Annotated in this window: 19 protein-coding genes (1 of these 19 running past the window's edge); 8 read left to right on the top strand and 11 right to left on the bottom strand. The window is 71.9% G+C overall.

All coding sequences use genetic code 11. From position 1 onward, the window contains the following. Positions 1–800 (top strand): cytochrome P450 (locus BZL64_RS41095; protein WP_244205323.1); only part of this gene is annotated, 800 nt, incomplete at its 5' end. Here the strand turns inward: BZL64_RS41095 and BZL64_RS13505 are convergent. Continuing rightward, positions 762–1,592: a pentapeptide repeat-containing protein gene (locus BZL64_RS13505; protein WP_086769423.1), complete on the bottom strand. Its 831-nt coding sequence runs from the start codon at positions 1,590–1,592 to the stop codon at positions 762–764. The two genes, BZL64_RS41095 and BZL64_RS13505, sit on opposite strands and share 39 nt — an antisense overlap. A gap of 184 nt (positions 1,593–1,776) precedes the next feature. Between BZL64_RS13505 and BZL64_RS13500 the strand changes: the two genes are divergently transcribed. Continuing rightward, a complete protein-coding gene (locus BZL64_RS13500; protein WP_086769422.1) occupies positions 1,777–1,980 on the top strand; it encodes a DUF5999 family protein in 204 nt (67 codons plus the stop codon). A gap of 44 nt (positions 1,981–2,024) precedes the next feature. Here the strand turns inward: BZL64_RS13500 and BZL64_RS13495 are convergent, their stop codons facing one another. The 9 genes from BZL64_RS13495 to BZL64_RS13455 all read right to left on the bottom strand — a co-directional run bounded on the left by BZL64_RS13495 (position 2,025) and on the right by BZL64_RS13455 (position 11,935). Next, positions 2,025–2,768, bottom strand: coding sequence for a PIG-L deacetylase family protein (locus BZL64_RS13495; RefSeq protein ID WP_086769421.1), 744 nt, complete (start codon positions 2,766–2,768; stop codon positions 2,025–2,027). Between the two features lie 30 nt (positions 2,769–2,798). Next, entirely contained in the window at positions 2,799–4,100 is a 1,302-nt protein-coding gene (locus BZL64_RS13490; protein WP_086769420.1) for an alpha/beta fold hydrolase, read from the bottom strand. Between the two features lie 148 nt (positions 4,101–4,248). Continuing rightward, a complete protein-coding gene (locus tag BZL64_RS13485) occupies positions 4,249–5,280 on the bottom strand; it encodes a LacI family DNA-binding transcriptional regulator (RefSeq protein WP_086769419.1) in 1,032 nt (343 codons plus the stop codon). Positions 5,281–5,363: 83 nt separating this feature from the next. Further along, a complete protein-coding gene (locus BZL64_RS13480) occupies positions 5,364–6,788 on the bottom strand; it encodes a BNR repeat-containing protein (protein WP_086769418.1) in 1,425 nt (474 codons plus the stop codon). Between the two features lie 52 nt (positions 6,789–6,840). Further along, positions 6,841–7,161 carry an L-rhamnose mutarotase gene (locus BZL64_RS13475; protein WP_086769425.1) on the bottom strand — a complete coding sequence of 107 codons (321 nt, stop codon included), beginning with the start codon at positions 7,159–7,161 and terminating at the stop codon, positions 6,841–6,843. Between the two features lie 32 nt (positions 7,162–7,193). After that, the gene (rhaS, locus tag BZL64_RS13470) at positions 7,194–8,276 is read right to left on the bottom strand and encodes a rhamnose ABC transporter substrate-binding protein (protein WP_086769417.1); all 1,083 of its coding nucleotides are present in this window, start codon (positions 8,274–8,276) and stop codon (positions 7,194–7,196) included. 92 nt (positions 8,277–8,368) lie between these two features. Beyond that, the gene (locus BZL64_RS13465) at positions 8,369–9,391 is read right to left on the bottom strand and encodes an ABC transporter permease (RefSeq protein WP_086769416.1); all 1,023 of its coding nucleotides are present in this window, start codon (positions 9,389–9,391) and stop codon (positions 8,369–8,371) included. Continuing rightward, a complete protein-coding gene (locus BZL64_RS13460; RefSeq protein ID WP_086769415.1) occupies positions 9,384–10,421 on the bottom strand; it encodes an ABC transporter permease in 1,038 nt (345 codons plus the stop codon). Before BZL64_RS13460 ends, BZL64_RS13465 begins: the two co-directional genes overlap by 8 nt. Beyond that, the gene (locus tag BZL64_RS13455; RefSeq protein ID WP_086769414.1) at positions 10,418–11,935 is read right to left on the bottom strand and encodes a sugar ABC transporter ATP-binding protein; all 1,518 of its coding nucleotides are present in this window, start codon (positions 11,933–11,935) and stop codon (positions 10,418–10,420) included. Before BZL64_RS13455 ends, BZL64_RS13460 begins: the two co-directional genes overlap by 4 nt. Positions 11,936–12,229: 294 nt before the next feature. On the opposite strand from BZL64_RS13455, the gene rhaI reads away from it, so the two are divergent. The 6 genes from rhaI to BZL64_RS13425 all read left to right on the top strand — a co-directional run bounded on the left by rhaI (position 12,230) and on the right by BZL64_RS13425 (position 19,965). Next, positions 12,230–13,390: an L-rhamnose isomerase gene (gene rhaI, locus BZL64_RS13450; protein ID WP_086769413.1), complete on the top strand. Its 1,161-nt coding sequence runs from the start codon at positions 12,230–12,232 to the stop codon at positions 13,388–13,390. A gap of 148 nt (positions 13,391–13,538) precedes the next feature. Next, positions 13,539–15,578, top strand: coding sequence for a bifunctional aldolase/short-chain dehydrogenase (locus BZL64_RS13445; RefSeq protein ID WP_086769412.1), 2,040 nt, complete (start codon positions 13,539–13,541; stop codon positions 15,576–15,578). Between the two features lie 5 nt (positions 15,579–15,583). Continuing rightward, positions 15,584–17,020 carry a rhamnulokinase gene (locus tag BZL64_RS13440; RefSeq protein ID WP_086769424.1) on the top strand — a complete coding sequence of 479 codons (1,437 nt, stop codon included), beginning with the start codon at positions 15,584–15,586 and terminating at the stop codon, positions 17,018–17,020. Between the two features lie 76 nt (positions 17,021–17,096). Further along, entirely contained in the window at positions 17,097–17,852 is a 756-nt protein-coding gene (locus BZL64_RS13435) for a (Fe-S)-binding protein (RefSeq protein WP_086769411.1), read from the top strand. After that, positions 17,849–19,327 carry a LutB/LldF family L-lactate oxidation iron-sulfur protein gene (locus tag BZL64_RS13430; protein WP_086769410.1) on the top strand — a complete coding sequence of 493 codons (1,479 nt, stop codon included), beginning with the start codon at positions 17,849–17,851 and terminating at the stop codon, positions 19,325–19,327. The genes BZL64_RS13435 and BZL64_RS13430 overlap by 4 nt, the downstream gene beginning before the upstream one ends. Continuing rightward, on the top strand, positions 19,324–19,965 hold the full coding sequence (locus tag BZL64_RS13425) for a LutC/YkgG family protein (protein ID WP_086769409.1): 642 nt from the start codon (positions 19,324–19,326) through the stop codon (positions 19,963–19,965). The genes BZL64_RS13430 and BZL64_RS13425 overlap by 4 nt, the downstream gene beginning before the upstream one ends. Positions 19,966–19,972: 7 nt before the next feature. Here BZL64_RS13425 and BZL64_RS13420 read toward each other — a convergent pair whose 3' ends face one another. Then, a protein-coding gene (locus BZL64_RS13420; RefSeq protein WP_086769407.1) for an FAD-dependent oxidoreductase crosses the window boundary here: on the bottom strand, positions 19,973–21,085 show its 3' portion. The gene runs 303 nt beyond the window's last position; only the last 1,113 of its 1,416 coding nucleotides appear in the window; the start codon falls outside the window, past its right edge; the stop codon is at positions 19,973–19,975.

Here is a 21,085-nt window from a genome sequence, read left to right as displayed (position 1 = left end):
ACGAGCTGGTGCGGGCCCGCCGGGCGGGTCCCGGAGGCGACGGCGACCTCCTCGACCGGATGCTGGAGACGGCCCACCCGGAGACCGGGGAACGGCTCTCGGCGCGGAACGTGCGGCGCCAGGTCATCACCTTCCTGGTCGCCGGTCACGAGACCACCTCGGGCGCGCTCTCCTTCGCCCTGCACTACCTGTCCCGGCACCCCGCCGTCGCCGCGCGCGCCCGCGCCGAGGTGGACCGGGTGTGGGGCGACGCCCCGGTGCCGGGGTACGACCAGGTGGCCAAGCTGCGCTATGTGCGCCGGGTCCTCGACGAGTCGCTGCGGCTGTGGCCGACGGCGCCCGCGTTCGCCCGGGAGGCCCGCGCGGACACCGTGCTGGCCGGGGAGCATCCGATGCGGCGGGGCGCGTGGGCGCTGGTGCTGACGGCGATGCTGCACCGCGATCCGCAGGTGTGGGGCGCCGACGCCGAGGACTTCGACCCGGACCGCTTCGAGGCGGGGGCGGTGCGCGCGCGTGCCCCGCACACCTACAAGCCGTTCGGCACCGGGGCGCGGGCCTGCATCGGGCGGCAGTTCGCGCTGCACGAGGCCACGCTGGTGCTCGGCCTGCTGCTGCGCCGCTACGAGCTGCTGCCCGACCCCGGCTACCGGCTGCGGGTGGCCGAACGGCTGACGCTGATGCCGGAAGGGCTGCGGCTACGGCTGGAGCGGCGCACCCCGACGGCGGCCACGGTGGCGGAACGGGAGCCGGAGGAGCCCGCCTCAGTCCCCCGCTGTCCAGTGCGCGGGCCGGGCGACTGACCCCGGCAGCCTGGTCCCCGCGCTCCCGCGGGCCGCGGTGAGCTGCGGCTGGGTCAGGAAGAGCACGCCGCTCAGATCGGCGTCGGTGAGGTCGGTGTCGCGCAGGTCGGCCCCGATGAGGTCGGCACCGCGCAGGTCGGCGCCGGTCAGGTCGGCGGCGATGAGCAGGGCTCCGCGCAGGTTCGCGCCGCGCAGGTCGGCGCCCTTGAGGCGGGCGCCCATCAGGTCGGCCCCGCGGTGCTCCTTCCTGCGGCCGGGCCCGCCCGCGCGGGCCAGTTCGCTGGTCCGCAGCAGCAGGGCGTTGACGTCCTCGCGGTGGGCCGGCACGTCCAGCGCGGCGAGTTCCTCCGGGGTGCCCCGCGTCAGTGCGCCGGTGCGCTCCAGGGCCTGGCGCAGCTCGGGGCGGATCGGGCGGGCCGCGGGCACGGCGAGGGCCTCGGTGAGGTACCAGAGCAGTTCCTGGAGGTGCCGGACCACCGGGAAGACCTCCATCATGCGGCGGGCGTGGTCGCGGGGGGCCGTACGCCAGTCCTGGCCGGCGAAGGTGAGCTGCGAGACCTTCTGGCCGGCACCGAAGCAGTCGTAGACGGTGCAGCCGTTGAAGCCCTTCTGCCGCAGCCGGGTGTGGATGCCGCAGCGGTGGTCCTCGGCGAGGTTGGGGCAGGGCTTGCCGGCGTCCTTGTCGAGGGCGAAGTCCGCGGAGCGGGCGAAGGGCAGGGCCACGCAGCACAGTCCGAAGCAGTTGCCGCAGTCGCCGCGCAGGTCGCCGCGGTCCATCGTCTCGTCTCCCATTCCGTCCACCCTACTGACCTGCGGTCCCGGTCCGCGCCCCGGTGCCGGGCGCCGGCGCCGGACCAGAACTCACCGCGGAGTTCGCGGGGCTGTGGGCGTCCCCTCATCCAACGGAAAACAACGTCGGCTATCACGGAGTCAGGAGCCGGTTGCGGCAGAAGCCGCCTGACCGAGGAGCCACGCCATGTGCAGTAGTCACCAGCCACCGTGCCCCACCCCCGAGGGCGCCGGCAGGCACCCCGCCGCCGTCGTCACGGCCCATCCCGAACAGGGGTGGAGCCTGCTGTGCGACGGCACCCTCGTCTTCGACGACACCGGTGAACTCCTGCCCGACGGACGGGTGGTGGATCCTCACCGGGTCCCCGGCCCGCCTGTCGTCGCGGTCTGACTCGCCCCGCGTCCGGCGGCGCCCGCGGATCGGCCCCGTCCTGCCTATCGGGCGAACAGCTCGAAGGCCACGGCCGGGGTGCCGCCGAAGCGCTCCCCCACCGACCGGGCCACCTCGGTCAGGAAGCCCCGTACGTACGTCTCGGGCTCCTCGTCGGTCAACGCCTCGATGTAGGCCCGGTGTTCGAGCAGCGAGGCGACGGCCCGCTCCAGCCCCGCGCTCGCGTCCGCCGCGTGCGTGGGTGTCACGGACCCGGCGACGGCGACCCAGCGGACGCCGTCCCAGGGCTGGAGGCCCTGCTCGGTCAGTTCGGGGAAGATCCAGCGGTTGCCGGCGTCCCCGGCCGCGTCGAGGGTGGCCCGGCCCACGGCCACATGGTCGGGGGTGTTCCAGGCGACGCCGCCCCAGGTGTCCCGGTGGTTCAGGGTGATCACCAGTTCGGGGCGGTGCCGGCGGATGGCCGCGGCGATGTCCCGGCGCAGGGCCGGTCCGTACTCGATCACACCGTCCCGGTGGTCGAGGAACTCCACGGTGGAGACGCCGACGACGGCCGCGCTCGCCCGCTGCTCGCGTTCCCGCAGCGGGGCGCACTCGGCGGGCGCGAGCGTGTCGATGCCGGCCTCGCCGCGGGTCGCCAGCACATAGGTGACCTCGCGGCCCGCGTCCGTCCAGGCGGCGATCGCCGCGGAGCAGCCGTACTCCAGGTCGTCCGGGTGGGCGACGACGGCCAGGGCTCGCCGCCAGTCCTCGGGCATGGGGGTGAGCTGGGGGGTCGTCGGCTCGGTCATGGTCCGTACCCTACGACGCCCCGTTCGGTGTCAGGCCTCGTCGCGGGTGAGGGCCAGCAGCCGGTCCAGGACGCGGGGGCCGCCCGCGCGGACGCCGTCGTGCTCGTACTCGTCGGTGACCCAGGTGCGCAGGCCGCGGATGGCGCGGGCGGTGCGCAGGGAGTGCGCGGTGTCGACGTAGAGGTCGTCGTGGTAGATCGCGGCGGCGACCGGGACCTCGTTGGCGGCGAGGCGGGCCGGGTCGTACAGGGGGGTCCAGTCGGTGCGGGCGGCGAGGAGTCCGGCGGTCTCGCGCAGCGGGCGCAGGGCGGGGTCGCGGTCGAATGTCCAGGGGTGGACGGTCTCGCCGGTCAGCAGCAGCGGTCCGTCGCCGGCGAGGGTCTTGGCCGCGTCGAACTGCGGGAATTCGGCGCGCACCCGCTCCGCCGACCATGCGGTGGGCCGGTCGTCCTGGCCGTAGATCGACTCGTGGACGAGGGCGTAGAGGGGGTGCGCGGCGTACGACAGGAGGCCCTGGACCTCCTCCAGGAAGGCGTCGGAGAGGGCGGGGCCGCGCGGGGTGGGCACGAAGGCGTCCTCGAGGAGGAAGTGCAGCCGGTGGCTGCCCTCGCCGCCGCCGAGGAGGATGCCGAGGCTCTGGAAGGCCTCGGCGCCCAGGCGGTAGCCGCCCGGCAGGGTCACCTCCTGCCGGAGCAGGTGCTCGGCGATCCGGCGGGCGCGCTCGACGTCCTGCGGGTAACGGGCGTAGTGCGCGGCGGCCTTGCGTTCCATGCGCGGGTAGGCGGCCCGGTAGACGTCGTCGGCGTGGGCGTCCAGGGAGGGCAGGCCGCCGGTGATCACGGCCGCGGCGAGCCCTTCGGGGGCGAGGGAGAGGTAGGTGACCGTGCAGAAGCCGCCGAAGCTCTGGCCGAGGACGGTCCAGGGGGCGCCGCCGGTGACCTCGCGGCGCACCAGCTCGCAGTCGCGGACGATGGAGTCGGCGCGGAAGCGGGCCAGGTAGTCGGCCTGTTCGGCGGGGCCGCCGCGCAGCGGGAGCGTCTGGCGGTTGGCGGGTGTGGAGGCGCCGGTGCCGCGCTGGTCGAGGAGGAGGACGCGGTACTCCTTCAGGGCGCGGTCGAGCCAGGCCTGCCGGCCGACGAACCGGTGGGCGCCGAAGCCGGGTCCGCCCTGGAGGTAGAGCAGCCAGGGGAGGTCCTGCCGTGCCTTGTCGCTCGCGACGACCTCGCGGGCGTACAGCTCGATCGTCTCCCCTGCCGGGTCGGCGTGGTCGAGGGGCACGGTGAAGCGGCGGTCGGTGAGGACGACGCCGGGCTGGCGGTAGCTGACGGACAACGTGGGGCTCCCGTGACGATCGGTGTGCGGGCCGCGTCCCAGTTCAGCACATGTCCGGGCGCCGGCGGAGCCCGGGGGATCATGAACGGCTGCTGAACGGCGGGTCAGGCCGCCGCGCTCCCGCGGGTCACCGGGGCTGAACGGCTGGTCAGCGGGAGGACAGGCTGGACCTGCGCACCACCAGCTCCGGCTGGAGCACGACCCGCCGGTGTTCGTGCGCGCGTGTCCCGCCGCCGGGACCCTCCTCGGTCTCCTCCAGGAGCATGTCGGCGGCCAGCGCGCCCATGGTGACGGCCGGCTGGCGCACGGACGTCAGGGGTACGGCCGCGGCGGCGGCGAACTCGATGTCGTCGTAGCCGACGATGGCGAGGTCGTCGGGCACGGTGACGCCGGCCGCGTACATGGCCTGGAGGACGCCGAGGGCGAGCAGGTCGTTGGCGCAGAACACGGCGGTCGGGCGGTCGGCGAGGCCCAGGAGACGGGCGCCCGCGTCCCGGCCAGCCGCCACGTCGAGCCGCTCGGTGGGCAGTTCGCGCAGCCGGTCGGGGCCGAGGCCGGCCTCGGCGAGGGCGCTCAGGGCGCCGGTGCGGCGGTCGCGGATCTGGGTGAGTCCGGGCGGGCCGCTGACGTAGGCGACGGAGCGGTGTCCGGCGTCGAGGAGGTGGCGTACGGCGAGTGCGCCGCCGGCCACGTCGTCGACGGAGACCGAGCACTCGGTGGTGCCCTCGGAGACCCGGTCGACCAGCACGAACGGGATGCCGTGCCGGCGGAACGCGGCGATGTTGCGGCCGGTGGCGTCGGCGGGGGTGAGCAGCACGCCCCGTACCCGCTGCTCGGCGAAGAGGGACAGGTACTCGGCCTCCTCGCCGGCGCTCTCGGCGCTGTTGCAGACCATCACGCCGAGCCCGGCCTGCCGGGCGGCCCGCTCGGCGCCGCGGGCCACGTCCACGAAGAAGGGGTTGCCCATGTCGAGGACGAGCAGTCCCATGATCCGGCTGCGGCCCGCGCGCAGCTGGCGGGCGGACTCACTGCGGACATAGCCGAGCCGGTCGATCGCGGACAGCACGCGCGCGCGGGTCTCCGTGGCCACGGAGTCCGGGCGGTTGATGACGTTGGACACCGTGCCGACCGAGACTCCGGCGACGCGGGCGACGTCCTTGATTCCCACCGACTGGGCCATCGGGCAGAGACCTCCAGAGAAGCAGGGACGAGGGGCGGCGGGGGGCCCTCACAGTATCGCCATCCCGCCGCTCGTCGGACCGGTCAGGCGGGCAGCCGGAAATCGGCGACGCGGAGCGCCGAGGGGGTCGTTCCGCTCGACTCCTCCTGATACATGACGGACAGGACGCCGTCCTGCGCGATCCGGGTCTCGTCGATGAGAACCTCGCCGAAGGCGTTGAGTCCGGCGCCGTCGAACAGGAGCCTCCAGTCCGTGTGTCCGGAGGCCTTGGAGGCGCCGGCGATGCGGCCGAACGGGAGGATCGCGTAGGCGTTGTCGTACGTGTCGAGGATCAGCCTGGTGCGCTGGCTGGAGTTGAGCGGGAGGGGGATCTCGGTCTTCTGCCAGGCGCCGGAGGCGTTCTTGCGGACGTGGAAGGCGCGGCCGTTCGCGGTGCGGTCGGCCACGTAGTTCGTGGTGCACTGGCCGAAGCGGCCGGGGACGTAGCTGATGATCGCGTGCGGGCGGCCGGCCGAGTCGGTGGTCTGGCTCTCCTGGTTCATCAGGGAGTGGTCCGGGTTGAGCGGGTCGACGACCAGCCCGGCGTCGTTGACGGAGACCTTGTCGGAGCCGCCGGTGGTGCCGACGACGGTGCCCGCGTCGTTGCGCCAGGTGCGGCCGCGGTCGTCGGAGTAGACGTAACCGGTGTCATGGTTGGTGATGCCGCCGCCGTTGCACATGACGGCGCCGTTCTGCTCGCGCCAGGTGAAGAAGGCGTGCAGCCGGCCGTTGCGGTCGTAGTCGATGCCGTGCAGGTACATGTTGCGGGCCGTGCTGGAGCCGTGCTCGCTGGTGTAGGTGCCGGTGGAGGCCGACCACTCGCCGAGGTTGGTCCACTTCGTGCCGTCGTACTCGGCAAGGGCGTTGCGGCCGTTTCCGGAGATGGCGACCCGGTAGCTGAGCTGGAGCCTGCCATCGGGGGTGGAGACGAACTGGGGGTAGGTGAACTGCGAGGTGAGTGCGAGTCCGTCGAGGGTGGACTGGGGTGCGCCGAAGCGGCTCGCGGTCCAGCTGAGGCCGGCCGGGTTGTCGAGGAGGCCGGCCACCGACTTGACGTAGGTGAAGCCGTCGCTGTGCGAGTCCATGTTGAGGTGGAGGCGGCCGTCGGTCTTGGAGAGGCCCATGGAGATGACGTTGTGGGAGTCGTTGTAGCGCAGCGCGTGGCCGACCTTCACGGTGGACCAGGTGCTGCCGCCGAGGACGCGGCGGCCGACGACGGCGGCCCGGTCGGCGGTGTACCAGACGGCGTACTGGTAGCCCTTGTAGGTCAGCAGGGCGTTCTTCTGGAACGAGTTGTTGTTGACCAGGCCGTCGTAGGAGACGAAGAAGAGCGCCTGGTTGTCGAGCGTGGTGGTGGCGGTCCTCGTCACCGAGGGGCCGGGGTCGGCGGCCCGTGCGGTGCCGGCGGCGAGGGCGGGGGTCGCCACGGCACCGGCGAGGGCCGCGCCGAGCAGCGTACGTCTTTTCATCTCGGGGACTCCGTCGTCGTACGAGGTGAACGGGGGAGGGAGGAGCGGTGGTTCAGGCGAGGTGGAAGACCTCGGTGAGCGGTTTCATGGCCTCGTCGGGACGGGCGCCGTCCAGCGATTCGAAGAACGGCGCCATGTCCGCCTGCCAGCGGGCGTTGATGTCGGTGGCCTCCATGCCGGCCTGGGCCGCGGCGAAGTCCTCGGTCTCCAGGTAGCCGACGAGCAGTCCGTCCTCGCGCAGGAAGAGCGAGTAGTTGTGCCAGCCGGTGGCGGAGAGCGCGTCGAGCATCTCCGGCCAGACGGCGGCGTGCCGCTCGCGGTACTCGTCGAGGCGGTCCGCCCGGACCTTCAGCAGGAAGCACACGCGTTGCATCAACACCCCTTGGCCCATCGGTGGTCGAACGGTCAGAAGTTGAACTGGTCGATGTTCTTGGCGTCGAACACGGTCGGCTTGCCGAGGCTGATCACGCCGTCCTTGCCGATGGTGTAGCTGGTGCCGCCGGCGGTGAAGGTCTCGCCCTCGGCGCCGGTGATCTGACCGGAGACCAGGGCCACGGCGGTCTGCGCGGCGAGCGCGCCGAGCTTCGCCGGGTCCCACAGCTCGAAGGCCTCGACCGTGCCGTTCTTGACGTACTTGCGCATGTCGTTGGGGGTGCCGAGGCCGGTCAGCTTGACCTTGCCCTTGTACTTGGAGCCCGACAGGTACTGGGCGGCGGCCTTGATGCCGACGGTGGTCGGGGAGATGATGCCCTTCAGGTTCGGGTACTCCTGGAGCAGGCCCTGGGTCTGCTGGAAGGACTTCTGCGCGTCGTCGTCGCCGTAGGCGACCTTGACCAGCTTGATGTCCTTGTACTTGGGGTCCTTGAGTTCGTCCTTCATGAACTCGATCCAGGCGTTCTGGTTGGTCGCGGTCTGCGCGGCGGACAGGATCGCGATCTCGCCCTTGTAGCCGATCTGTTCGGCGAGCAGCTGCACCTCGGTGCGGCCCAGGTCCTCACCGCTGGCCTGCGAGACGAAGGCGTTGCGGCACTCGGGGTTGGTGTCGGAGTCGTAGGTGACGACCTTGATGTCGTTGCTCATGGCCTGCTTGAGCGCGGTGCACAGCGCCCCCGGGTCCTGCGCGGACACGGCCATCGCGTCGACCTGCTGCTGGGTGAGCGTGTTGACGTAGGACACCTGGCCGGCGGTGTCGGTGCCGCTGTTGGTGCCGACCTCCTTGTAGCTGGAGCCCAGTTCCTTCAGGGCCGCCTCGCCGCCCTTGTCGGAGGTGGTGAAGTACGGGTTGTTGACCTGCTTGGGCAGGAAGCCGACGGTCAGGCCCTTCTTGGTGGCCGCGTTCGGGTCGGCCTTGCCGCCGGAGGCGGCGGCGCCGGTGCTCTCGCTCTTCACGTCCTCCTTGGTGGTGCCGCCGCAGGCGGTGGCGGCGAGGGCGAGGGAGGTGACGGCGGCGAGGGCCGCGCAGGTGCGGCGGAGGGATGACTTGCGCATGGCGGAGGGTCCTTTGCGTGTACGAGGGGCAGCGGGGAGCAGCGGGGAGGTGGTCATGAGGACGGGGCGGATGTCGTGGCCTCGTGAGGAGGTCACGAGGCCGGGGCGGGTGTCTTGCCCGGTGGTGGTGCCGACGCGGCGCGCCGGCCGGCCCGTGCGACCGCGATCTGACGGGCGACCCGGGGGCCGAGCACCGAGAGGACGAGCAGGACACCCGTGACGACGATCTGCGACTGGGCGGAGACGTCCTGGAGGCTCATCACGTTCTGCAGGGCGCCGAGGAGGAAGACACCGGCGATGGCTCCGCCGAGGGTGCCCTTGCCGCCGTCGAAGTCGATGCCGCCGAGCAGGACCGCGGCGACGACGGAGAGTTCGAGGCCGGTGGCGTTGTCGTAGCGGGCGCTGGCGTAGTGCAGGGCCCAGAAGATGCCGGTGAGGGAGGCCATGAGGCCGGTCAGGGTGAACAGGATCAGCTTCTGGCGCTTGACGCGGATGCCGGCGAACCGGGCGGCCTCCTCGTTGGCGCCGATCGCGAAGAGCGAGCGTCCGAACGGCGTGGCGTGCAGGGCGACCACGGCGATGGCGAGGAACACCACGAAGGGCAGGAGGGCCTGCGGGACGAAGGTGTCCCCGATGCGTCCGGCCGCGAAGTCCAGGTACTGGGTGGGGAAGTCGGTGACCGCGTCGGAGCCGAGCACGATCTGCGCGATGCCCCGGTAGGCGGCCATGGTGCCGATGGTGACGGCGAGGGACGGCAGTCCGAGGCGGGTCACCAGCAGGCCGTTGATGAGGCCGCAGACCAGGCCGAGCAGCAGGCAGACCGGGATGATCGCCTCGATGGTCATGCCCTGGTTCCACAGGGCGCCCATCACCGCGCCGGACAGGCCGGCCGTGGAGGCGACGGACAGGTCGATCTCGCCGGAGACGACCAGCAGGGTCATCGGGAGGGCGACCAGCGCGATGGGGAGCGTGTTGCCTATCAGGAAGGACAGGTTGAGGGCGTTGCCGAAGCCGTCCACGACGGAGAACGACAGCAGGAGCAGGACGATGAGGAGGGCGCCTACGACGGTGTCCCACCGGATGGCGCGATTCGCCAGAGACACGGACTCAGGCATGGCGGGCGTTCCTCTTCTTCAGTGCCGACGCCACCCGCAGCGCGACCACCCGGTCGACGGCGATGGCGAGGAGGAGCAGGATGCCGTTGATGGCGAGCACCCAGACGGAGCTGACGCCGAGCGCGGGCAGCACGCTGTTGATGGAGGTCAGCAGCAGGGCGCCGAGGGCGGCGCCGTAGACGCTGCCGGAGCCGCCGGTGAAGACCACTCCGCCGACGACGACGGCGGAGACGACGGTGAGTTCGTAGCCGTTGCCGGTGCCGGAGTCGACGTTGCCGAACCGGGCCAGGTACAAGGCTCCGGCGAGGCCGGCGAGGGCGCCGCAGAAGGTGTAGGCGAGGAGGATCCGCTTGCGGACGGGGATGCCGGCGAGGCGGGCGGCCTCCGGGTTGGAGCCGAGGGCGTACAGCTCGCGTCCGCTGCCGTACTGCTTGAGGTAGTAGGCGGTGGCGACCAGGACGACGAGCGCGATCATCGCCAGCCAGGGCACCGCGGACAGGCCGCCGGAGCCGAAGTCGACGAATCCCTCGGGGAGGTCGGCCGCGGTGATCTGCCGGGAGCCGACCCAGATGGAGTCGATGCCGCGGATGATGTAGAGCGTGCCGAGGGTGACGACCAGGGCCGGTACCTGGCCGAGGCTGACCAGGAGGCCGTTGAGCAGGCCGAAGCCGATGCCGAGCAGGACGGCGAGGACGACCGCGACGACGGGGTTGCCGCCGCCCTGGAGGTAGACGCCGGCGGCGAAGGCGCTGATGCCGAGCGTGGAGCCGACGGACAGGTCGACGTTGCGGGTGATGACGACCAGGGACTGGCCGGTGGCGACCAGGATCAGGATCGTCGCGTTGAGCAGCAGGTCCTTGATGCCCTGCTCGGACAGGAACTCGCTGTTGCCGGCCTGGGTGATGCCGATCATCACCAGGAAGACGAGCAGGATGGCCAGTTCGCGCATCTTGAAGACGCGGTCGACCAGGCGGGTGCCGTCGGCCTTGGACGCCTCGGCGGCGGGGGCTTCGGGAGCGGTCACCGTCATGCGGCGGCCCTCCCCGTGGCTGCGGCCATCACGGTTTCCTCGGTGGCGTCGGAGCGGGGGATCTCGGCGGTGAGCCGGCCCTCGTGCATCACCAGCACGCGGTCGGCCATGCCGAGGATCTCGGGCAGGTCGGAGGAGATCATCAGGACGGCGACGCCGTCGGCGGCCAGCTCGGACAGCAGCCGGTGCACCTCGGCCTTGGTGCCGACGTCGATGCCGCGGGTGGGCTCGTCGACGATGAGCACCCTGGGTCCGGTGGCCAGCCACTTGGCGAGGACGACCTTCTGCTGGTTGCCGCCGGAGAGCGTGCCCACGGTGTCGGCGATCCGGGCGTACTTCACCTGCAGCCGGACCGCCCAGTCGAGGGAGCGGCTGCGTTCGGCGCCGCGGTCCATCAGGCCGGCCTTGACGGTCGTGCGGAGTCCGGTCAGGCCGATGTTGCGCTCGATGGACATGTCCATCACCAGGCCCTGGGCGCGCCGGTCCTCGGGGACCAGGGCGAGACCCGCGGCCATGGCGGTGGAGGGGGCGCCGTTGGTGAGCCTGCGGCCGGCGACCTCCACCTCTCCGGCGTCCCAGCGGTCGATTCCGAACACCGCGCGGGCGACCTCGGTGCGCCCGGCGCCGACCAGGCCGGCGAGTCCGACGATCTCGCCGCGCCGCACCTCGAAGGAGACGTCGGTGAAGACGCCCTCGCGGGTCAGCCGGCGGACGCTGAGGGCGACCTCGCCCGGCTCGACGTGCTGCTTCGGGTACAGCTCGGCGAGGTCGCGGCCGACCATCCGGCGGACCAGGTCGTCCTCGGTCATGCCGTCGAGGGGCTCGCTGGCGATCCAGGCGCCGTCGCGCAGGGTCGTGACCTGCCGGCAGATCTCGAAGATCTCCTCCAGCCGGTGCGAGATGAACAGGACGGCGGCGCCCTGGTCGCGCAGGGTGCGCACGACCTTGAAGAGGCGGGCGACCTCGCTGCCGGTGAGGGCGGCGGTCGGCTCGTCCATGATCAGGACACGGGCGTCGAAGGAGAGCGCCTTGGCGATCTCGACGATCTGCTGGTCGGCGATCGACAGACCGCGCGCCGGGCGGTCGGGGTCGAGGTCGACGCCCAGGCGCCGCATCAGGGCCGCGGTGGCCTCGTGGGTGGCCTTGTGGTCGATGCGGCCGAGGGCCCGCCGTGGCTGGCGGCCCATGAAGATGTTCTCGGCGATCGAAAGGTCGGGGAAGAGCGTGGGCTCCTGGTAGATGACGGCGATACCGGCGTCGCGGGCGTCGCCGGGGCCGTGGAAGACGACGGGCTCGCCGTCGAGCAGCACCTGGCCGGTGTCCGGTCGGTGCACTCCGGCGAGCGCCTTGATGAGGGTCGACTTGCCCGCGCCGTTCTCGCCGGCGAGTGCGTGCACCTCGCCGGCGGACAGCTCCAGGGAGACGCCCCGCAGAGCGCGTACGGCGCCGAAGGACTTGGAGACGTCCCGGAGCGCGAGCACCGGGGCTTGTCCCGTGTCGGACGGGTGGGTCATGGAGGCTCCTCGACGACGCCCGCCGGCGGTCCCTGAGGGCCGTCACGGCGTCGTGAAAGGTTTCAACTGGATTGCCGGGACGTTAGGCACCACGGACATCTCGCGTCAATGGGTCCGTCTCGAAAAGTTTTCGATAGTCGAAGGTCACGCATCGGTCACGGAGAGTGGACCTGGCCAGAGGGGTTGACACACCCCCGGCAGGCTCATAGCTTCCCGTTCTGAATCGTTTCACCCGGAAGCCTTTCCGGAAGCCGTTCAGGTTGTCCTTCCGGACCGAAGTCACAGGAGCCCCAAGTGACCGACCTCGCCGCGGTGAAGGCCGCGCTCAAGACCCAGGCCGTAGAGACGCCGTCGTGGGCGTACGGGAACTCGGGCACCCGCTTCAAGGTGTTCGCCCAGGAGGGTGTGCCGCGCAGCCCGCAGGAGAAGCTCGACGACGCCGCGAAGGTGCACGAGTTCACCGGCGTCGCCCCGACCGTGGCCCTGCACATCCCCTGGGACAAGGTGGAGGACTACTCCGCACTTGCGAAACATGCCGAGGACCGGGGGGTGAAGCTGGGGACGATCAACTCCAACACCTTCCAGGACGACGCCTACAAGCTGGGCAGCGTCTGCCACCCGGAGGCGGCGGTGCGCCGCAAGGCGGTGGACCACCTGCTGGAGTGCGTCGACGTCATGGACGCGACCGGCTCCGCGGATCTGAAGCTGTGGTTCGCCGACGGCACGAACTATCCCGGGCAGGACGACATCCGGGCCCGGCAGGACCGGCTGTCCGAGGCACTGGCCGAGGTGTACGGGCGGCTCGGGGACGGGCAGCGGATGCTGCTGGAGTACAAGTTCTTCGAGCCGGCGTTCTACACGACCGACGTGCCGGACTGGGGCACCGCCTACGCCCACTGCCTCAAGCTCGGCCCCAAGGCGCAGGTCGTCGTCGACACCGGACACCACGCGCCGGGCACCAACATCGAGTTCATCGTGGCCACGCTGCTGCGTGAGGGCAAGCTCGGCGGGTTCGACTTCAACTCGCGCTTCTACGCCGACGACGACCTGATGGTGGGCTCGGCCGACCCCTTCCAGCTGTTCCGGATCATGTACGAGGTCGTCCGGGGCGGCGGCCTCGACGCCGAGGTGGCGTTCATGCTCGACCAGTGCCACAACATCGAGGCGAAGATCCCGGCGATCATCCGGTCCGTGATGAACGTCCAGGAGGCCACGGCGAAGGCTCTGCTGGTCGACCGGTCGGCGCTTTCCGCTGCGCAGGCTGCGGGGGATGTGCTGGAGGCCAACTCTGTGCTGATGGATGCCTACAACACGGATGTACGACCGCTGCTGCGAGAGGTGCGGGAAGAGATGGGGTTGGACCCCGAGCCCTTCAAGGCTTATCGCGCCTGCGGGTGGGCCGAGAAGATCGTTGCCGAGCGGGTTGGAGGGGAACAGGCCGGTTGGGGCGCGTAGGCGTCTGCCGGGAGCTGTAGTTCTCGGGCTGCGGGCCGGATGTGGCTGGTCGCGCCCACGCGGCGGAGCCGCATATCGGCACAAGCCCCGCGCCCCTTCGGGGGCGCTTTCCCTCACCTGTGTTTCAAGAAGTAAGGAAGAGACAGTCATGGCACCCCACCCCGAAGCCGCCGCTCTCGTCGCCCGGTCGCACCGGCTCGGCGCTGATCCCCGGAACACCAACTACGCCGGCGGCAACACGTCCGCCAAGGGCACCGGCGCCGATCCCGTCACCGGTGGGGATGTCGAGCTGATGTGGGTGAAGGGGTCCGGCGGCGACCTCGGGACCCTGACCGAGGCGGGGCTGGCCGTGCTGCGGCTGGACCGGCTGCGGGGGCTCGTCGATGTCTATCCGGGCGTCGAGCGCGAGGACGAGATGGTCGCCGCGTTCGACTACTGCCTGCACGGCAAGGGAGGCGCCGCGCCCTCCATCGACACCGCCATGCACGGCCTGGTGGACGCCGCCCACGTCGATCATCTGCACCCGGACTCCGGGATCGCGCTCGCCTGCGCCGCCGACGGGGAGAAGCTGACCGCCGAGTGTTTCGGGGACAGCGTGGTGTGGGTGCCGTGGCGGCGGCCCGGTTTCCAGCTGGGGCTGGACATCGCCGCCGTGAAGGCGGCCAACCCGCGGGCCGTCGGCTGCATCCTCGGCGGGCACGGGATCACCGCCTGGGGGGATACCGCCGAGGAGTGCGAGCGCAACTCGCTGCACATCATCCGCACCGCGGAGGCGTTCCTGGCGGAGAAGGGGAAGGCGGACCCCTTCGGGCCGGCCGTCGAGGGCTACGGGGCGCTGCCCGGGGACGAGCGCCGGGAACGGGCCGCCGCGCTCGCGCCGTACGTGCGGGCGATCGCCTCGCAGGACCGGCCGCAGGTCGGGCACTTCGACGACTCCGGAGTCGTCCTGGACTTCCTGGCCGCCGCCGAGCATCCGCGGCTGGCGGCGCTCGGCACCTCCTGCCCGGACCACTTCCTGCGGACCAAGGTGCGGCCCCTCGTCCTGGACCTGCCGCCCACCGCCACGGTGGAGGAGGCGGTCGCGCGCCTGAAGGAGCTGCACGCCGCCTACCGCGAGGAGTACGCCGCCTACTACGGGCGGCACGCGCTGCCCGACTCCCCCGCGATGCGCGGCGCCGACCCGGCGATCGTGCTGGTGCCCGGGGTGGGCATGTTCTCCTTCGGCAAGGACAAGCAGACCGCGCGGGTGGCGGGCGAGTTCTACGTCAACGCGATCAACGTGATGCGCGGCGCCGAGTCGGTGTCGACGTACGCGCCGATCGAGGAGTCGGAGAAGTTCCGCATCGAGTACTGGGCGCTGGAGGAGGCCAAGCTCCAGCGGATGCCGAAGCCGAAGGCGCTGGCAACGCGGGTGGCGCTGGTGACGGGCGCGGGCAGCGGCATCGGCAGGGCCATCGCGCAGCGGCTGGTCGCCGAGGGCGCGTGCGTGGTCGTCGCCGATCTGAACGGGGACAACGCGGCTGCCGTCGCCGAGGAGCTGGGGGGCCCGGACAAGGCGGTCGCCGTGACCGTCGACGTCACCTCCGAGGAGCAGATCGCCGAGGCCTTCCGGGCGGCGGCGCTCGCCTTCGGCGGGGTCGACCTGGTGGTCAACAACGCCGGTATCTCCATCTCCAAGCCGCTGCTGGAGACCTCCGCGAAGGACTGGGACCTCCAGCACGACATCATGGCCCGCGGTTCCTTCCTCGTCTCGCGTGAGGCGGCCCGCGTGATGATCGCGCAGGAACTGGGCGGCGACATCGTCTACATCGCGTCGAAGAACGCCGTCTTCGCCGGTCCGAACAACATCGCCTACTCCGCGACCAAGGCCGACCAGGCCCACCAGGTGCGGCTGCTGGCCGCCGAGCTGGGCGAGCACGGGATCCGCGTCAACGGGATCAACCCCGACGGCGTGGTGCGCGGCTCGGGCATCTTCGCGGGCGGCTGGGGCGCCAAGCGCGCGGCCGTCTACGGGGTGGACGAGGAGAAGCTGGGCGAGTTCTACGCTCAGCGGACCATCCTCAAGCGGGAGGTGCTGCCCGACCACGTCGCGAACGCCGTGTTCGCGCTCACCGGCGGCGAACTCACCCACACCACCGGACTGCACATCCCCGTCGACGCGGGTGTGGCCGCCGCCTTCCTCCGGTGACGGCCGTGAAGTCGTACGCCGCGGTCGACCTCGGCGCCTCCAGCGGGCGCGTGATGGTCGGCCGCGTCACCCCGGACTCGCTGGAGCTGGCCGAGGCGCACCGTTTCCCCAACCGGCCCGTGCGCGTGCCGGAGGGGCTGCGCTGGGACGTGCTCGGCCTGTACGCCGGGGTGCTGGAGGGGCTGCGGGCCGCCGGGCAGGTCGACTCCGTCGGCATCGACAGCTGGGCCGTGGACTACGGCCTGCTCGACGCCGACGGGGCCCTGCTGGGCAACCCGGTGCACTACCGCGACGAGCGCACGCAGGGCGTCGCGGAGAAGGTGTGGGCAAGCGTCCCGGCCGCCGAGCTGTACGCGGCGACGGGTTTGCAGTACGCGCCGTTCAACACCCTGTACCAGCTCACGGCGGCCCGCGAGAGCCGTCAACTGGCGCACGCCCGGCGGCTGTTGATGATCCCCGATCTGCTGTCGTACTGGCTGACCGGCGAGCAGGGCACCGAGCTGACCAACGCCTCCACCACCCAGCTCATCGATCCCCGGACCCGCGACTGGTCGTACGACCTGGCCGCGCGGCTGGACATCGACCTCGGACTGTTCCCGCCGCTGCGGCGGCCGGGGGACGCCGCCGGGGTGCTGCGGCCGGCGGTGCTGGAGGAGACCGGGCTGACCGGGCCCGTGCCGGTGACGGCCGTCGGCTCGCACGACACGGCGTCCGCGGTGGCCGCCGTACCGGCGACGGGCGAGCGCTTCGCCTACATCTGCACCGGCACCTGGTCCCTGGCCGGCCTGGAGCTCGACGCGCCCGTCCTCACCGAGGACAGCCGCGCCGCCAACTTCACCAACGAGCTGGGGCTGGACGGCACGGTCCGCTACCTCCGCAACATCATGGGGCTGTGGCTGCTCCAGGAGTGCGTACGGGCCTGGGGCGACCCGGATCTCGGCGGGCTGCTGCGCGAAGCCGCCACGGTGCCGGCCCTGCGGTCGGTGGTGGACGCGGGGGACGCCGCGTTCCTGGCGCCGGGCCGGATGCCGGAGCGGATCGCCGAGGCCTGCCGTGCCTCCGGGCAGCCGGTGCCGGGCACGCCCGCCGAGGTCACCCGCTGCATCCTGGACTCCCTCGCGCTCGCCCACCGGCGGGCGGTCGAGGACGCCCAGCGGCTGGCCGGTCACCCCGTCGACGTCGTCCACATCGTCGGCGGCGGCACCCGCAACGCCCTGCTGTGCCAGCTCACGGCCGACGCCTGCGGGCTGCCGGTGGTGGCCGGCCCGACGGAGGCCGCCGCGCTCGGCAACGTCCTCGTCCAGGCCAGGGCGCACGGGCTGGTCGGTGACCGGCACGCCATGCGCGCCCTGCTGGCCAGGACCCAGCCGCTGACGCGCTACGAGCCGCAGGGCGGGACCGGGCGCTGGCGGGACGCGCAGGCCCGGCTCGCCGAGCGGTGACCGAGTCGGGGCCTGCCCCGGTCCGGCCCCCGGACTACCCTGCACCCATCCGATGATCAACCCCCAAGGAGCCGCGATGCGTGTCGCACTGTTCCTGACCTGTGTCAACGACACGCTGTATCCGGACACCGGCCGCGCCGTGGTGAGACTCCTGACGAGACTGGGTGTCGAGGTCGACTTCCCGATGGCCCAGACCTGCTGCGGTCAGGCCCACTACAACACCGGTTACCGCCACGAGGCCGAGCCCCTCGCCCGCCATTTCTCCGAGGTCTTCGGGGAGTACGAGGCGATCGTGACGCCCTCGGGGTCCTGCGGGGCGATGGTGCGCGAGCTGTATCCGCGGATGGGCGAGCGGGCGCGCGCCGAGGGGCGCGGTGACACCCTCGCCGCGACCCTGGCTCCGGTCGTGCCGAAGACGTACGAGCTGACCGAGTTCCTCGTCGACGTGCTCGGCGTGACGGACGTCGGGGCGTACTACCCGCACACGGTGACCTACCACCCGACCTGTCACGGGCTGCGCGGTCTGGGCCTCGGGGAGCGGCCCCGGCGGCTGCTCCAGGCGGTGAAGGGGCTGGAGCTGGTGGAGCTGCCGGGCGCCGACGAGTGCTGCGGCTTCGGCGGGACCTTCGCGGTGAAGAACGCCGACGTGTCCGCCGCGATGGGCGCGGACAAGGTACGCAACGCCGAGTCGACGGGCGCGGACGTCCTGTGCGCCGCCGACAACTCCTGCCTGATGCACATCGGCGGCACGATGTCCCGGCTCCGCTCCGGTCTGCGGCCGGTGCACATCGCGGAGATCCTGGCGAGCACGGAGGAGGAACCGGCTCTATGAGCGGAACGTATCTCGGGATGCCGGCGTTTCCGAAGGCCGCCCACGAGGCGGTCGGCAACGCGACGCTGCGCGGGAATCTGCGGCACGCCACCCACACCATCCGCGGGAAACGCGCGAAGGCGGTCGCCGAACTCGACGACTGGGCGGAGCTGCGGGAGGCCGGCAAGCAGATCAAGGACCACACACTCCGGCATCTCGACCGCTACCTCGTGCAGTTGGAGGAGTCGGTCACGGCGGCGGGCGGCATCGTCCACTGGGCGGCCGACGCCGACGAGGCCAACCGGATCGTCGCCGACCTGGTGAAGATGACCGGGGAGAGCGAGGTCGTGAAGGTCAAGTCCATGGCCACGCAGGAGATCGGTCTCAACGAGGCCCTCGAAGCCGAGGGGATCCGCGCCTACGAGACCGATCTCGCCGAGCTGATCGTGCAGTTGGGCAAGGACCGGCCCTCGCACATCCTCGTCCCCGCCATCCATCGCAACCGCGGGGAGATCCGGGACATCTTCGCCCGCGAGATGAGCGAGTGGGGACGCCCCGCGCCCGAGGGCCTGACGGACACGCCGGCCGAACTCGCCGACGCCGCCCGCCTGCACCTGCGCGAGAAGTTCCTGCGCGCCAAGGTCGGCGTCTCCGGCGCCAACTTCATGGTCGCCGAGACCGGCACCCTCGTGGTCGTCGAGTCCGAGGGCAACGGGCGGATGTGCCTCACCCTGCCCGAGACCCTGATCTCGGTCGTCGGCATCGAGAAGATCGTGCCGACCTGGCGCGACCTGGAGGTCTTCCTCCAGACCCTGCCCCGCTCCTCCACCGCCGAGCGCATGAACCCCTACACCTCGACCTGGACGGGCACGACGGACGGCGACGGGCCTTCGGCCTTCCACCTGGTCCTCCTCGACAACGGCCGCACCGACACCCTCGCCGACGAGGTCGGCCGGCAGGCCCTGCGCTGCATCCGCTGCTCCGCCTGCCTCAACGTCTGCCCCGTCTACGAACGCGCCGGCGGACACGCCTACGGCTCCGTCTATCCCGGACCCATCGGCGCGATCCTCAGCCCTCAACTGCGGGGCACCCAGAGCGAGATCGACGCCTCACTGCCGTACGCCTCCTCGCTGTGCGGGGCCTGCTACGAGGTGTGCCCGGTCGCCATCGACATCCCGGAGGTGCTGGTCCACCTGCGCGAACGGGTCGTCGAGGGCGGCCCGGTGACCCGCGAGGGCAACAAGGTGGTACTCAAGCCCGCCAAGGGACATGCCGCCGAGCGGGCGGCGATGCGGGCGGCCCGGTGGGCGTTCAGCCACCCCGGCGCTCTGCGCGCCGGACAGCGGCTCGCCTCCCGCACCCGCCGCCTGCACCCACGCTCGCTGCCGGGCCCCGGCAAGGCGTGGAGCGGCACCCGGGACCTCCCGGCCGTGCCGGCGGAGCCCTTCCGCGACTGGTGGCAGCGCACGCACGGCGGAACGGACGGTGCCAAGTGAGCAGCAGGGAACGGATCCTGGGCCGGGTGCGCCGCGCGCTGGCCGACGTACCGGGCGGCGAGCCGTCGTACGAGGAGGCGGTCGGCCGCGGCTATCTGCGCGAGCACGGTGAGCGGAGCATCGAGGAGACGGTGGAGCTGCTGGCGGAGAACCTGGCGGACTACCGGGCGATCGTGCACCGGACCGACGCGGAGGAACTGCCCCTCCTCATCATGCGGTTGCTGGCCGCGCGGGGACCGCAGTACGTGCTCGTGCCGCCCGGCCTCCCCCCGGAGTGGATGTCGGCCGCCGATCCCACCCGGTTCCACGATCGCGCGGTGAGCACGCCGCACGAGCTGGACAAGGTCGAGAGCGTGGTCACCGGCTGCGCGCTCGCCATCGCCGAGACCGGCACCATCGTCCTCGACGGTTCCCCCGACCAGGGCCGTCGCCGCATCACCCTCGTCCCCGACCACCACATCTGTGTCGTACGCGTCCCCGAGCAGGTGGTCTCGTCCGTGCCGCAGGCCATGGAACGGCTGAACCCGGCCCGCCCGCTGACCTGGATCTCCGGCCCCTCGGCGACCAGCGACATCGAACTCGACCGGGTGGAGGGCGTGCACGGACCGCGCACGTTGGAAGTCATCCTGGTCGGCTGAGCGGCCGTCACAACTCCCGCTGCTCCAGGGGGCTCTGGGCCGGACCCTGGATCACCTTGCCCTGGACGTCGAAGCGTGAGCCGTGGCACGGGCACTCCCAGGCCCGCTCCGCGCGGTTGAACGCCACCAGGCAGCCCATGTGCGTGCAGCGCGCGGAGAGGGCGTGCAGCTGTCCGGCCTCGTCGCGATGGACGGCGCAGCGCTCCCCGGAGACACGCACGACCGCTCCGTCACCGGGGGCGATCTCGTCCACGGCCGATCCGGTCCCCGTGGGCAGCCGGTCCCCCACGAAGTGGCGGGCCACGTCGGCCTGGTGCTTGAGGAAGGCGGCGCCCTCGCGCACGACGGAGGCGATACGGCGCGGGTCGTAGAGGTCGTTCCAGGGGCAGGCGTGTCCGGTGATGCGGTCGCTGAGCATCCGGCCCGCCATGATGCCGCTGCTGAGGCCCCAGCCGCCGAAGCCGGTGGCGACGTACACGTTCTTGCTGCCGGGGTGCAGGGGTCCCACGAGCGGGACGGAGTCGGTGGACTCGTTGTCCTGGGTGGCCCAGCGGTGGCTGAAGGCCAGGTCGCCGAAGTGCCCGGTGGCCCAGTCGGCGAGCGTGCGGAACCGTTCCTCGACGTCTCCGCCCGTGCCGGGGGTGAAGTGTTCGCCGGTCACGACGAGCAGCCGCCGGCCGTCGGGCAGGGGCGCGGTGCGCACCGAGCGCGTGTTGCGCTCCGGGGTGATGTACATGCCGCGCGGCGCCCGTCCGGCGTCGATCGGCGCGGCGACGACGAGTTCGCGGCGTGGGGAGAGCCGGGTGAAGAGGAGGGCGCGGTCGAAGACGGGGTAGTGGGTGGCGACGACGACGGAGTGGGCGGTCACCTTCGTCGCGGACGCCGGGGACTCCACGGTCAGCTCGCAGGGGTCACCCTCGTGGAGGTCGGTGACGCGGCTGTACTCGTGCAGGGTGCCGCCGAGCCGCCGGATGGCGTCGGCGACGGCCAGGAGGTACTTGCGCGGGTGGAACTGGGCCTGGTCGGCGACCCGGACGGCGCCCGCGACGGGGAACGGCAGCTCGGTCTCGGTCACGAACTCCGCGGGCAGCCCCGCCTCGCGCGCGGCCTCCGCCTCGGC

Source organism: Streptomyces bobili (assembly GCF_002154575.1).
In the GTDB taxonomy this organism is placed as follows: domain Bacteria; phylum Actinomycetota; class Actinomycetes; order Streptomycetales; family Streptomycetaceae; genus Streptomyces; species Streptomyces bobili.
The sequence above is the reverse complement of the archived record's forward strand: the minus strand, read 5'-3'. Positions and strand labels throughout refer to the sequence as shown.